Here is a 12,878-nt window from a genome sequence, read left to right as displayed (position 1 = left end):
AATCAGCGAGCCTATGAGCAGGCAGTGGCAATTAAAGTTGATGCATTGGCTTTAATGGATAAGGCTACGACAGAGTCATTTGAAGAAAATCGGCATGAGGTGGTTTTACTTAAAATCCAGGTAGAAAAAGCTTATGAATATGCAAGGGGATTGCCAAAAAATGAAATAGTCACTAAGCAATGGGAAATCATCAAAAGCCCGAATCGTAATTCGTTAGGTGGCTTTTTAGCATATTGGGAAAGGAATAACACGTTGTCAAAAACTTTTGTGACAGACATGAAGGATGTCATATCAAATGGATTTGATCAAGTGATTGAGTTGGAAAGCGGTAAAGTAAAACAATCTAATTGATTATAGAGGAGTCATTACTATGTCTAATTTCGAAGAAATCGTTGGAGCACTTGGTCAGGAAATAAGAAATTATGCACAGGATAGTTGGTTTTCATATAAAGAGGCTGCTATTAAAGACGGAATGGATTTTGTAGATAAATTAAAAAATGACTTAGAGCGATGGACAATACAGCTAGCAAATCAACAGATATCAAAAGATGAGTTCACTTTCCTTGTGAAAGCTAAAGCTGACCTTGTGACGTTGAACGCGCTAAAGCAGGAAGGTCTTGCCAAAACTCAATATGACAGGTTTATAAATGGACTGATTAGCGCGGTAATCTCTTCGGTATTTAAAATTATTTAGGGCACTTGATAGTGCACATGTTGAGTTTAAACTCTTGTTCTCTATACAACATGTTGTGTAATGGATTTTTTACTGCATATTATTCTCTTTGGTCTGACATGATGTTTTTCCCCTATCGGAAAGAGTTAAATCAATGGAATAATTTTGGTTTTATGCCATGATCCCGCCTCGTCTTTCGGGGGAGATTCCCCGGACTCGATAAAAAAACCAACGAGCGAATATTGGCTATGGCAACACGCGCAGTGAACGAAAATACAGTAGAAAAAAGCGGTACAGAAAAGCGTCTTCCTTCGCTGTTTGGCGGGTCGATGATTATTGCAGGAACGATTATTGGTGCCGGGATGTTTTCCCTGCCAGTGGTGATGTCGGGTGCCTGGTTTTTCTGGTCATTGGCCGTGTTGGTGTTTACCTGGTTTTGCATGTATCACTCGGGGTTAATGATACTGGAAGCTAACCTGAATTATCCGACGGGTGCCAGCTTCGATACGCTGACCAAAGATCTGTTAGGTAAGACCTGGAATGTGATTAACGGCATATCGATTGCCTTTGTCCTCTATATTCTGACCTACGCCTATATCTCGGCGAGTGGCTCAATTATCCATCACACGCTTGCTGAGATGTCGATCGATTTCTCCGCCCGCGTCGGCGGTTTCCTGTTTGCGCTGTTTGTCGCGTTGACCGTGTGGTGGAGCACCGCGGCGGTGAGTCGTATGACCGCCTTTTTTCTGGCGGCAAAAGTACTGACCTTTTTCATGACGTTCGGCAGTCTGCTGTGGAACGTTAAGCCGGTTGTTTTACTCAATGTTGCGGAAGAAGCGCCCAGCTATCTTCCGTATGTGCTGATGACGCTGCCATTTTGCCTGGCCTCTTTTGGCTTTCATGGCAACGTTCCCAGTCTGGTGAAGCATTACGGTCATAAGCCACAGGTCATCAAGCGTTGCCTGTTTATTGGCAGCGCTCTGGCGCTGGTGATGTACGCCATCTGGTTGATTGGTACGATGGGGAACATTGCCCGCCCTGATTTTATCGGGATTGCGGAGCGGGGCGGTAATATTGACGTGCTGGTGCAGACGCTGGGTAGCGTGTTGAACAGCCCCTATCTGGACGTGCTGCTCACCGTCTTTTCCAACTTCGCCGTCGCCTGTTCATTTCTTGGGGTAACGCTGGGGCTGTTTGATTATCTGGCGGATTTATTGAAGTTTGACGATAGCCGACTGGGAAGAGCCAAGACAGCGCTGGTGACCTTTCTGCCGCCAATCATCGGCGGTCTGCTCTATCCGAACGGCTTTATTTATGCGATTGGGTTTGCCGGATTGGCAGCCACCGTATGGGCGGTGATTACGCCTGCGTTGTTGGCCCTTGCGTCGCGTCGCCGCTTTGGTAGCCCGCTGTTCCGCGTACGGGGCGGCAATGCGATGGTTGCGCTGGTGCTGCTATTTGGCATTGGCACCGCGCTGATACATGTGCTCTCGAGTCTCGATCTGCTGCCAGTTTATCGCTAAGTCATATCGCCATCCTGCTTTGCTAAAACAGAAGGGATGAGATAGTTAATGTTGGTTGCTTGAGCCTGTTTTTAGGAAAAGCACGGGGATGAGGTTCCCGTAGGGATACCTCGCCCCACGATCGTTCCGTGTATCTCGATGTTTTGACGATCGGTGGTCTACGGAAGGGGAATCAGGCAGAGCGTTACGGCTTTTTCGACTGCTGCAACCACTTGTCCAGTTCATTAGCGAACTGCTGACGGTCCCGCTGGTTTAATGCGCTCGGGCCACCGGTTTGTATCCCGCTGGCGCGCATGGTATCCATAAAATCCCGCATGTTCAGCCGTTCCCGAATGGTATCCGGTGTATAGCGCTCTCCACGCGGATTCAACGCGATGCCGCCGTTTTCTATCACTTCCGATGCCAGCGGAATATCCGCAGTGATCACCAGATCGCCGACTTCAACGCGTTGCACAATCTCGTTGTCGGCGACGTCAAAACCCGCCGAGACGCGTAGCGTACGAATAAAGCGCGACGGCGGTACTTTTATGGTCTGGTTGGCAACCAGTGTGACCTGTGTTTGCGTGCGATCTGCCGCGCGAAATAGCACTTCTTTGATGACGTTAGGACAGGCGTCGGCATCGACCCAAATCTGCATGACTTATGCTTCCTTGTTGTGCGTGTGACTTTCTGCCAGCCAGTCTTTAGCTGGTAAAAAATCTTGATACAGCAGGGCTTCCGGGCTACCCGGTTCAGTCTGATGCTGGTATTCCCAGCGTGCTAGCGGTGGCATGGACATCAAAATTGACTCGGTGCGTCCACCGCTTTGCAGGCCAAACAGCGTCCCGCGATCCCAAATCAGGTTGAATTCTACATAGCGACCACGGCGATAGAGCTGGAATTCGCGCTCGCGTTCTCCCCACGGCAGATCTTTACGCCGTTCGACGATGGGCAGATAGCCATCGAGGAACCCGTTACCGACGGCACGGATGAAGGCGAAACTGGTAGCAAAATCTGGCTCATTGAGATCGTCGAAAAAGAGTCCGCCGATACCACGCGCTTCGTTACGGTGCTTGAGGAAGAAGTAATCGTCGCACCACTTTTTATAGCGCGGGTACACATCGTCACCGAACGGCTGGCACAGGTCGTGTGCGGTCTGATGCCAATGCACCGCGTCCTCTTTGAAACCGTAATAGGGAGTGAGATCGAATCCGCCACCAAACCACCACACCGGCTCTTCTCCCGGTTTCTCGGCGATGAACAAGCGCACATTGGCATGGCTGGTGGGAATGTAAGGGCTAAGCGGATGAATCACCAGCGACACGCCCATTGCCTGAAAACTGCGGCCCGCCAGATCGGGGCGATGCGTGCTGGCTGAAGGTGGCAATGATTTGCCGGTCACGTGGGAAAAGTTTACGCCCGCGCGTTCAAAGATGCGTCCGCCGGACAGCACGCGACTGCACCCGCCGCCGCCTTCGGCACGCAGCCATTCATCTTTGGCGAAATCGGCTCCGCCATCAAGCGCTGCAAGCTGCTGGCAGATATCTTCCTGTAAGCTAAGCAAAAAATGTTTTACCGCATTGACGTCAGACATAGTGGGCATCTCGTTTCTCTGGCGATGAGGGCACAATAATAAAGGCGGGCAGTATACCATCAATAAAATCGATCCCCGGTCACCTGTTGTGTGATTCCTGATGGCGGCGCGCAATTTGAGATTGCGTCTGATAAAAATCACGCGATAATCACGATTTACCTTATTGCAAAATGGCGACTGTGATGGAAATCCGCATATTCAGGCAGGATGACTTTGAAGCCGTGATCACCCTCTGGGAGCGCTGCGATTTGCTGCGCCCGTGGAACGATCCTGAGATGGACATCGAACGTAAGCTCAATCACGATCCCGATCTGTTTCTGGTCGCAGAGGTGAACGGCGAAATCGTGGGATCGGTGATGGGCGGTTACGACGGCCACCGCGGATCGGCATACTATCTGGGCGTGCACCCAGATTTTCGCGGGCGCGGCATTGCGAATGCGTTGATTAGCCGTCTGGAGAAAAAACTGATTGCCCGCGGCTGTCCGAAAATCCACCTGATGGTGCGCGAAGACAACGATGCCGTGATCGGCATGTATGAAAAACTCGACTATGAAATCGTTGACTGCATCACGCTAGGAAAACGCCTGATTGAAGATCGGGAGTATTGATTTATTCCGATCTTCAAGCGATACCCGTTAATATTTTATCTTCTCTAGAATCTTCCCGATGCTGAGAAAAGGTGCGCCGTTAATGGTGTATTGCTTAGCAATTGAGGATCAGTTGAACGATCCAATTGCAGTGTAAGAATCCGGAAATGTTTTTCATTTCCGGATTTTTTTGACCCCGAACTTATTGCACGCTGCCTTGCTGAGTCTGGCACGGTTACCCTGCGCAAACGCCGTCCTCCTCTGGAAATGATGGCCTAGTGCGTTGTCGGTATGCGCTTGAACGTAAAGAACCGTGTCACTAGGTTGTCAATCGACTGGATATCATGTTATCCAGTAATCGTCCCTTTGTTGCGCCTAACGCTGTTATTCTTGCCCCTATCCGCAGGTCAAAATGGTTTGCAGATGGCGCTGACAAGTCATCTGATAACCGCAGCAGCCTTCGGTACGATGAAAGGCTGCGAATATACTTTGGCTGAGCAACTGATAGACCAGACCGCAGATAACACGCTGACGCTGCTTGATAAAGGCTATTACTCATTAGGGCGATTGAAGGTTTTTTCAGCGCACTTGCCACTGTATCCTCCCATTAGCAGCAAGTTGCTATAATCACTTATCGATTAAACAGAGGCATCCGATGTAGATGAGGTTTCAGCCACTGCACAACATCATCCACATAGCTATACGCCACAGGGATGACTAGCAAGCTTAGAAAAGTGGATGTTATAAGTCCTCCGATCACGACAATCGCCATTGGTGCACGGAAGCTGGGATCTCCCCCCATACCAAGTGCTATTGGCACCATGCCAGCTCCCATGGCAATGGTTGTCATGACAATGGGCCTAACGCGTTTGCGACAGGCATCAATGACTGCATCCCAGCGGTTCTGGTGAAGATCACTGCGGGCGATAGTGATGTAGTCGACCAACAAAATCGAGTTTTTGGTCGCTATTCCCATTAACATAATCAAACCAATCATGGCTGGTAGCGACAGATCGGAACTCGTCAGATAAAGAGCCAAAAAAGCACCGGGCACAGACAAAACAAGAGCAGTAAGAATGGTAATCGGCTGGAAAAAATCTTTTAGCAACAACACAAGCACCATATAAATAAATATGACACCAGTTAACATTGCTACGGCAAATCCCGTGGCTAACTCATCCATCATTTCTGCGTCGCCGAGAGCCGTCTGCGAAATACCTGGTGGTAATGTTTGCAAGCTTGGCAGTTCAGTGACCGCTTGCTCAACAACTCCCAACGGCAGGTTATTCAGCTCAACCTCGAAGTTGATATTACGCATACGATCAAATCTGGCGATCTCCGCCGGACCGCTACCTATTTCCAATGTGGCAACGTTTTCTAACGCAACCGGGCCGCGAGCACCCGGCACAGGCAATCGTTTAAATGTTTCGAAATCCTCTCGGGCTATATCATTAAGGCGAACGACTATGGGAACCTGACGTTCGCTCAGATTCAGTTTTGGCAAATCTTGATCATAATCTCCAACTGTCGCAACGCGCAGGGTATCGGCAATCGCCGATGAGGTCACCCCAAGATCGGCAGCACGGGAAAAATCTGGTTTTATGATCAATTCAGGCCTGACAAGGCTTGCTGTTGAGGTTACTGCGCCAATACCCAGAATTGTACGTAGCTCACGCTCAACCTGAAGTGCGTGTTGCTCCAATATCCGACTGTCTTCACCAGCAAGCACGAGCACATAGTTTTCACTTGAACCACCCATACCAACTTTAATTCTTGCTCCGGGCAAACTGTGGAGTGCTTCACGGAGTTGCTGTTCAATTTGTTGTTTGTGCAAACCTGAACGTGCGTCCCGATGCGTGAGACTAAGCGTAAGTACCGCCGAGCGGACACTTGTGCCTACCCCTCCAGACTCTTCTGAATCCCCTGAACGACTGGCGCCAATAGCAGTATAGACTTTTTCAACATGCTGATTTTTTTGCACAATTTCACGAGCCTGCTCTGCGAGCAAGACTGTATCATGCAGCTTACTACCGGGCTGAAGCGTGAGGGTAACTTGTGTTTGCCGATCGTCGTTCGCTGGCATAAATGTGCCAGGCAGTCCCGCAGCCAGCAGAATACCGCCCCCAAAGAATAAGGCTGAGGTGGTGATTGTTTTGCCTTTATGCTTTAAACACCAACTGACCAGACGAAGATAATGGGTTATCCAGCGAGGTTCCGACTTAATTTGCTGCTTCGGTGCTCGCAGCAGGTAGGCAGCCATCATCGGGGTTAGCATACGAGCAACAAGCAATGAAAAAAGTACCGCTATTGCCGCTGTCCAGCCAAACTGAACGAAAAATTTACCTATGACTCCGCTCATAAATGCAGTGGGCAGGAATACCGCAACCAGAGTAAAAGTGGTTGCCACCACCGCCAGACCGATCTCATCTGCCGCCTCCATTGCAGCCTGATAGGGTGTTTTACCCATCAATAGATGTCGCTCTATGTTTTCTATTTCAACAATCGCGTCATCAACCAAAACACCAATCACCAGAGACAGGGATAACAGGGTGACCATGTTTAGGGAGAACCCCATCATATGGATTACGGCAAATGTGGGTATTATTGATAATGGCAATGCTACTGCGGCAATGAGTGTTGCTCGCCAGTTTCGCAGAAACAAAAACACAACCAATACTGCCAGCAACGCGCCTTCATAGAGTATCTGAATTGACCCCGCATAATTCTCAGCCACTGGGTCAACCAGATTGAATACTTCAGTGATGGTGATGTCTGGTCTCTGTTCTTGCAACTGTTGCAGAGCTGAACGAACACCTGCTGCAACATCTATTTCGCCATATCCTATTGCTCGTGTTATCTCAAACCCGACGACCGATTCTCCATTGAAGAATGCCGCAGAACGCTGTTCCGCGACAGTATCAGATACCGTCGCTATCTGATCGAGGCGGATACGCCGTCCATCACTCAGCGTAATTTCCATCGTGGCAAACTCTTCAGCCGATTGGACGGTTGCTATCGTCCGTACTGATTGTTCCATTCCGCCAAAGTGAGCACGTCCGCCAGCGGCTTCTTGCTGAACGAGCTGTAGCTGACGTGAAATATCAGCCGCTGTAGTATTAAAAGCCAGTAGCTTGGTAAAATCCAGATCGACCCGAATTTCACGGTTAACGCCTCCCACTCTGCTGACTGCACCGACACCTTTAACGGCCTGCAACGTTTTACTGACATCATTATCAACAAACCAGGACAAAGCTTCGTTATCCAAGCGTGATGACCCAAGGGCATAGGTCAGAATTGGGGTCTCGGATATCTCCCTTTTTTTAATCACAGGGTCGCGTAAATCTGATGGCAAGTCGGCACGAATACGCGATACCGCATCACGCACATCGTCGAGCGCCGCCTGTGTCGATCTTTCCAGTCGGAACTCTACCGAGATTAAAGCTTCACCGTCGGTCAGGCTGCTGTATATATGTTTAACCCCTTGTATTGTTGCCAGCGAACTTTCTATTTTGCGAACAACATCAGTTTCAAGTTGTGAAGGTGAAGCTCCGGGCAATGAAATGGCCACGGTAACGGTGGGTAATTCCAGGTCGGGTAAATCCTGAACTTTCATTGAGTGAAAACTCACCAGTCCAGAAAATGTTAGCAACATAAACAGTAAGATTGCCGGCGTGGGGTTGCGTATTGCCCAGGTAGATATATTGAAATTCATTTTATTCTCCGGCTTACATCACGACATATGGCTGTGTGCCAGAACCGGATACCGACGAGCTGTGTTTGGCGGGGATCTGGTTTTCAATAATCTGGACAAGATCTCCTTCACCAAGGAATCCTCCACCGGTTGCAACTACTGAGTCAGTGAGGCCAAGACCGCGTGTAATTTCTACGTGCGTCGCGGTTCGCTGACCGGTGCCGATCTTGGTTTGAATGATTCTGGAATCTGGACCAACACACATCACATAGCTATGGCCATCTCGTTGCAGCACAGCGCTATGCGGCAGGGTGATGACTTCGGTAGTGCCCAGTTCAAAACGGCCACGCGCAAATGTACCAGCACGTGCGGTGTCATCCACTGGCAGGTCGACATAGACCAGCCCGTTGCGGGTTTGTGTATCAACCATTGGTGCCACCATCCGTAGTGAACCTTGCAAGGTTTTGCCTCCGACAGGCGTTACGTATACCAATTGACCCGGCTTAAGTTTGGCCAGGCTCTCTGCGGATACCTCTGCTCGCCATTCAAGCCTGCCTCCCCTGATCAATCGAAACAACTCCTGCCCCACGGGCAGCACGGCACCAACAGTGGCGCTTCTCGCTGAAATAATGCCATTGTCTGGGGCGAGTACCTGGGTTTGTTTGAGGCGTAAATGTTGGATTTCCGCATTCGCTTGTGCCGACTTAAGCCGCGCCTTTGCTGTTTTTTCCGCAGTGATGTATTGCTGAATTTGCTGTGCAGGCAGAGCGCCAGTCGCTTGCAGTACAGTCGCGCGTTTTACGTTTAATAGGGCTTCTGCCAGTAGCGCATCTGCTTCAGCCACGGCAGCCTGACTTTGCAAAAGCTCAGCGTTAACGGTATGTGATGCAAAGCTGGCAAGCAGTTGACCACGTTGCACAGTATCGCCAACATTAACCAGCACCTCTGACAGCCTTAAGCCATCTGTTTCATTACCAATATTGGCTTCCTGCCAAGCGGTAATATTGCCATTTGCAGTGATGTTGATGGGCAATAGCGCGAGTTGCGGAGTGATTACCTTCACTGACAAGTTGGGCTTAGCCACAGTTATCTTCGTGTTATCAGCGGGTTGTTGAGCTGTATTCGCCGTGCTCATAAGAACGGTAACAATTACCACTACGATGAATGTAGAAATAGAGACAATCTGGTGTGATCTTTTCACGATCCGGTTCCTTGAATTTGGCGTGAACTTGTCAATGCTCCGGCGTTTACTCTGCCGGTTAGAAAGAGACTACTGAGGCATTTTTAACTGTGGCAAGGTGAAGGATGCCAAGCCAACCCCCCAGATAATTGTGCAATGAGTACGACCAGCCCCGTGTGTACTCGCGCGACGGAGCCTGAGTGATACCTTGTTGTATAGAGAAAATTAATTCTGAATAAGGGAAGCATTTGGATCTTCTCGTCAGTGCCTAAAACCAAACGCACTATATGGCAATGAGCCTTTCAGAAGACTTACCGACAGGGGGGGAACAAAAAATGGGGTAATTTTTCTCGCTTGTACTCAAAAAAATATAATCAAATGATTTTAAAAATAAAAAAATAATAGAATGCATTTATTTACGGGTTTGGGGCACTTCATCAACATCTCGGAAGTGCCTCCCCAAACCCATGATTATTCAATCAATATCGCAGTCATGAATCCTCTCGGATCCTGAACCAGGTAATAATAGAGGGCCGGTAAAAAGAGTAAGGTAAGTAAAGTCCCAACAATAATTCCCCCCATCATTGCATAGGACATCGGTCCCCAAAAAATTTCACGCGAAATTGGTATTAGCCCCAGTGTTGCTGCCGCCGCTGTTAACATTATTGGCCTCATTCGGTGTTCTGTTGCTTCCACAACGGCTTTCCAAGGGGACATGCCTGTTCTTCGAAGCTCCTCTATCTGAACGATAAGAATGACAGAATTACGAATAAGAATCCCCGTCAGCGCCAGTACCCCCAACAAGGCGACGAACCCTAGAGGGGTATTACTTAACAGCAAGGCGGAAACCACGCCGATAAGAGCCAGTGGAGCAATTGAAAACACCAGGAACAGCTTAGAAAAACTCTGAAGCTGAATCATTAATAGTGTTGCCATAACGAAAAGCATTACAGGAACGACCCTTGAAATAGGCTCCTGAGACTTAGCCGACTCCTCAACAGAACCTCCCACCTGGACGGAATATCCTGATGGTAATGTCTTCTGAAAAGCAGAGACCTTATCTGAGAGATCTTTGACAATGGTTGCAGCCTTTGAGGAATTTATTGAGAACGGTTACGTAGCAACCCGAGTTGAAGATATAGCCAAACGCCTTGGTATTACAAAAGGTACGATATACCTGTATTGTCCCAACAAGGATGTACTCTTCGAATCAATGATATGCCATATATCTTCACCGTTCTCAGAGCTTATAAATCAGGTAGATGCTCAGGAAGTATCATATGAAAAGAGGGTGAGTAAGATGCTGCTGGCCTATGAAAAAATAGCCAGAGACAGAAAAGTTCGCGAAATGATCCGGTTATGCCTTTCTGAGGGTAAGCGCTTCCCTCACATCGTTAACATACTGAGTACCGAGTTCATTACTCCTTTAATGCACGCCATCAAGGTGCTGGTGCTGGAAGGGGTTCGGTTGGGTGAGTTCCGGCAAGGGCCTGCCGCCGATTTACCCGATGTTCTGGTGAGTTCCGTGATTCATCTCATCGTGACAGATCTTTTGCTTCCAGGGAAAAGACCGTTCGATGAAAAAGCCTTTATTGACGCACATTTGGATCTTATCTCACATGGATTAAGTGCATCATGAATTAAGATTGAATGAAGGTCGTGCGCGAACCTGATATGCCAAAAACGTAACCATTCTTTCTGCACCAGATCGCCACGACAGCACATGCGACAATGATCTCGCCGAGTATTGTCAGACGGGTATATCATACTGAGGAAAGGAAACCAGTTAGGCATATCCTCAAAAATAGATGACAAACTCGGTAATGTGATAATTGCTATTTACGGAAATTCGCCATTTATGTGCTTGGACAATTTCTTTACAAATAGCAAGGCCTAATCCCGTTCCACCATGTTTGGCATTGGGAACACGCCAAAATCTGTCAAACAGAAAAGGGATATCCTCCGAAAGAATACCCGACCCGTTATCTTGAATATGCATAGACAATGCGTTTATTTTTATGGTAACAGTACTATGATCAGGTGAAGCGTTAATAGCATTCTCAATAATGTTTTTTAATAAAATAAACAATGCACTTTTATCGGCCTGAATAAAGGGTAACATGTGTGGTGCTTCAACGCACAGTTTAACCTGATGATGATCTGCTTTAAGCGCTAAATACTTAATGACATCATGAACTATTCCTATTCTGTCTACATTTTCATAAGTGTAATTTTGCGTCTCACTCACTTCTGCCAAATGAAGAAGTTGATGAACTTGCCTTGCCATTAGATCAATCTCTCGAAATAAAAAGTCTTTATTTTTAATGTCAGACTGCAATTCTATCTGACCTCTTAATAGCGTCAGAGGCGTTTTTAATTCATGAGCAGCACAACCGAGAAACTCCTGTTGAGCGATAAATCCTTTCTCCAGTCTTTCCAACGTGTCATTAAATGCTACAATAAGCGGTTTGATTTCACTTGGTATATCATTTTCATATAATCGCGTTATCAAATTCGTTGGCGTAATCAGCATGGCAGCATTTGATGCTGCGCTCAATGGGCGTAAAATTAAACGAATTGTAAAAGGAAACATCACACCAAAACCAATAATAGCAATTAATATTGTAATGCAAACAGCATTTGGAAGATTTTCTAATTTTATATCCACCGCCCGTTTACCGAAGGTATTGCTAGTAATTGTTTGAACATAAAAAACGTTATTGCCATGGTGTGCTTTTGTAGTAAATAAATCGAAATAACGGTTATCTAAAATTATTTGTTGATGAATGCCAACAGACTCATCTAATTTTTTGACTCCCCAAGAGTCATGAGTATCTTTTTCTGAAGAAAGTATTATCTGACCATTAGAATCAAGTACGCGATACATAATTTCAGTTGATGCGATCTCGAACAGCCACCCTGTCTGATCGTCAACAATTATAGAGACAGGCTGCCCCTCTTTGTCATACTGCAGACCAGAAGAAACACTAACAGCAGTTTGGAAGTTATCATCCATTTGCCACATTTCTAAAGGAAAGCGATTGAAGGCATAAAGAACCAAGCTTGTTATAATGCTCAGGCTGACCGTTAATACAGCAACACTTGTAAGCCATAACCTAAAAGATAAACTACGGGCAAGATAGTCAATAAAATTCCACCGGTTTTTATCATCAAGCATTTAGTTGCTCATTAAATTATTTAACATAGCTAAAGGGATTTTATTTTTCATATCATCAGATAATAAATGAATACTTTTTTTTATAAAAAGAGTAGGCTGAAATTTACTTTCTGAGATATTACCCAACCTTCGATAAACAGCGGGTGTAACATTAAAGTATCGTTTAAATACACGAGTGAATGTTGCCTGGCTACCAAATTGATACTTAATTGTAATATTAAGAATTGAATCCGTCGATTCACGGAGATCATTAGCCGCCATCGCCATACGTCTTTTTCTTATATAGGTTGCCAAAGCCTGTCCTGTGTGTTTCTTGAATAGGCGTTGTAAATACCATTTACTATAACCAGACTTTTCAGAGAGAAGCTGTAAGCTTAAAGAATCATCCAAATGCAGTTCAATCCATTCCAGTAACTCATTCACAATGTTTTCATGGTACATGATTATTTTCCCATTAACAGAATGATAAATAA

At 46.9% G+C, this 12,878-nt stretch carries 12 protein-coding genes and 1 pseudogene; 6 read left to right on the top strand and 7 right to left on the bottom strand.

The features are described 5' to 3' along the window. Positions 1-24 precede the first annotated feature (24 nt). From JFY74_16680 to mtr, 3 genes are all read left to right on the top strand, one after another. On the top strand, positions 25-351 hold the full coding sequence (locus tag JFY74_16680; protein QQG27692.1) for a hypothetical protein: 327 nt from the start codon (positions 25-27) through the stop codon (positions 349-351). A 19-nt stretch (positions 352-370) separates the two neighbouring features. Beyond that, positions 371-694 carry a hypothetical protein gene (locus JFY74_16675; GenBank protein QQG27691.1) on the top strand — a complete coding sequence of 108 codons (324 nt, stop codon included), beginning with the start codon at positions 371-373 and terminating at the stop codon, positions 692-694. Between the two features lie 227 nt (positions 695-921). Continuing rightward, on the top strand, positions 922-2,196 hold the full coding sequence (gene mtr, locus JFY74_16670; GenBank protein ID QQG27690.1) for a tryptophan permease: 1,275 nt from the start codon (positions 922-924) through the stop codon (positions 2,194-2,196). A gap of 184 nt (positions 2,197-2,380) precedes the next feature. Here the strand turns inward: mtr and JFY74_16665 are convergent, their stop codons facing one another. Next, the gene (locus tag JFY74_16665; protein ID QQG27689.1) at positions 2,381-2,833 is read right to left on the bottom strand and encodes a YaiI/YqxD family protein; all 453 of its coding nucleotides are present in this window, start codon (positions 2,831-2,833) and stop codon (positions 2,381-2,383) included. A 3-nt stretch (positions 2,834-2,836) separates the two neighbouring features. Continuing rightward, positions 2,837-3,769, bottom strand: coding sequence for an oxygen-dependent coproporphyrinogen oxidase (hemF, locus tag JFY74_16660; GenBank protein QQG27688.1), 933 nt, complete (start codon positions 3,767-3,769; stop codon positions 2,837-2,839). Between the two features lie 182 nt (positions 3,770-3,951). Here hemF and JFY74_16655 point away from each other — a divergent pair, with 182 nt between their 5' ends. Together JFY74_16655 and JFY74_16650 are read left to right on the top strand one after the other, a co-directional pair. After that, the gene (locus JFY74_16655) at positions 3,952-4,377 is read left to right on the top strand and encodes a GNAT family acetyltransferase (protein ID QQG27687.1); all 426 of its coding nucleotides are present in this window, start codon (positions 3,952-3,954) and stop codon (positions 4,375-4,377) included. Between the two features lie 162 nt (positions 4,378-4,539). After that, positions 4,540-4,938: pseudogene (locus tag JFY74_16650) on the top strand (transposase domain-containing protein). A gap of 49 nt (positions 4,939-4,987) precedes the next feature. Here JFY74_16650 and JFY74_16645 read toward each other — a convergent pair. From JFY74_16645 to JFY74_16635, 3 genes are all read right to left on the bottom strand, one after another. Next, the gene (locus tag JFY74_16645) at positions 4,988-8,068 is read right to left on the bottom strand and encodes an efflux RND transporter permease subunit (GenBank protein QQG27686.1); all 3,081 of its coding nucleotides are present in this window, start codon (positions 8,066-8,068) and stop codon (positions 4,988-4,990) included. A gap of 13 nt (positions 8,069-8,081) precedes the next feature. Further along, on the bottom strand, positions 8,082-9,248 hold the full coding sequence (locus JFY74_16640) for an efflux RND transporter periplasmic adaptor subunit (GenBank protein QQG27685.1): 1,167 nt from the start codon (positions 9,246-9,248) through the stop codon (positions 8,082-8,084). A gap of 450 nt (positions 9,249-9,698) precedes the next feature. After that, complete coding sequence (locus JFY74_16635) at positions 9,699-10,331, bottom strand: efflux RND transporter permease subunit (protein ID QQG30572.1); 633 nt, start codon at positions 10,329-10,331, stop codon at positions 9,699-9,701. Here JFY74_16635 and JFY74_16630 point away from each other — a divergent pair. Continuing rightward, positions 10,300-10,866 (top strand): TetR/AcrR family transcriptional regulator, encoded by a 567-nt coding sequence (locus tag JFY74_16630; protein QQG27684.1) that lies wholly within the window; start codon positions 10,300-10,302, stop codon positions 10,864-10,866. The two genes, JFY74_16635 and JFY74_16630, sit on opposite strands and share 32 nt — an antisense overlap. Positions 10,867-11,025: 159 nt before the next feature. On the opposite strand, the gene JFY74_16625 is transcribed toward JFY74_16630, so the two are convergent. Together JFY74_16625 and JFY74_16620 are read right to left on the bottom strand one after the other, a co-directional pair. Next, on the bottom strand, positions 11,026-12,405 hold the full coding sequence (locus JFY74_16625; protein ID QQG27683.1) for a HAMP domain-containing histidine kinase: 1,380 nt from the start codon (positions 12,403-12,405) through the stop codon (positions 11,026-11,028). Next, positions 12,406-12,846: a helix-turn-helix domain-containing protein gene (locus tag JFY74_16620; protein QQG27682.1), complete on the bottom strand. Its 441-nt coding sequence runs from the start codon at positions 12,844-12,846 to the stop codon at positions 12,406-12,408. Positions 12,847-12,878 lie beyond the last annotated feature (32 nt).

The sequence above is a fragment of the Pectobacterium carotovorum genome, assembly GCA_016415585.1.
Lineage (GTDB): Bacteria > Pseudomonadota > Gammaproteobacteria > Enterobacterales > Enterobacteriaceae > Pectobacterium > Pectobacterium carotovorum_K.
Note: the sequence above shows the minus strand (reverse complement) of the source record. Positions and strands in the feature narration are given on the sequence as shown.

What these genes read in the sequence shown, in the direction of transcription:
- hemF (QQG27688.1), bottom strand. Translation starts at nt 3,769, where the DNA reads ATGTCTGACGTCAATGCGGTAAAACATTTTTTGCTTAGCTTACAGGAA.
- JFY74_16675 (QQG27691.1), top strand. Translation starts at nt 371, where the DNA reads ATGTCTAATTTCGAAGAAATCGTTGGAGCACTTGGTCAGGAAATAAGA.
- JFY74_16620 (QQG27682.1), bottom strand. Translation starts at nt 12,846, where the DNA reads ATGTACCATGAAAACATTGTGAATGAGTTACTGGAATGGATTGAACTG.
- JFY74_16645 (QQG27686.1), bottom strand. Translation starts at nt 8,068, where the DNA reads ATGAATTTCAATATATCTACCTGGGCAATACGCAACCCCACGCCGGCA.
- mtr (QQG27690.1), top strand. Translation starts at nt 922, where the DNA reads ATGGCAACACGCGCAGTGAACGAAAATACAGTAGAAAAAAGCGGTACA.
- JFY74_16655 (QQG27687.1), top strand. Translation starts at nt 3,952, where the DNA reads ATGGAAATCCGCATATTCAGGCAGGATGACTTTGAAGCCGTGATCACC.
- JFY74_16625 (QQG27683.1), bottom strand. Translation starts at nt 12,405, where the DNA reads ATGCTTGATGATAAAAACCGGTGGAATTTTATTGACTATCTTGCCCGT.
- JFY74_16665 (QQG27689.1), bottom strand. Translation starts at nt 2,833, where the DNA reads ATGCAGATTTGGGTCGATGCCGACGCCTGTCCTAACGTCATCAAAGAA.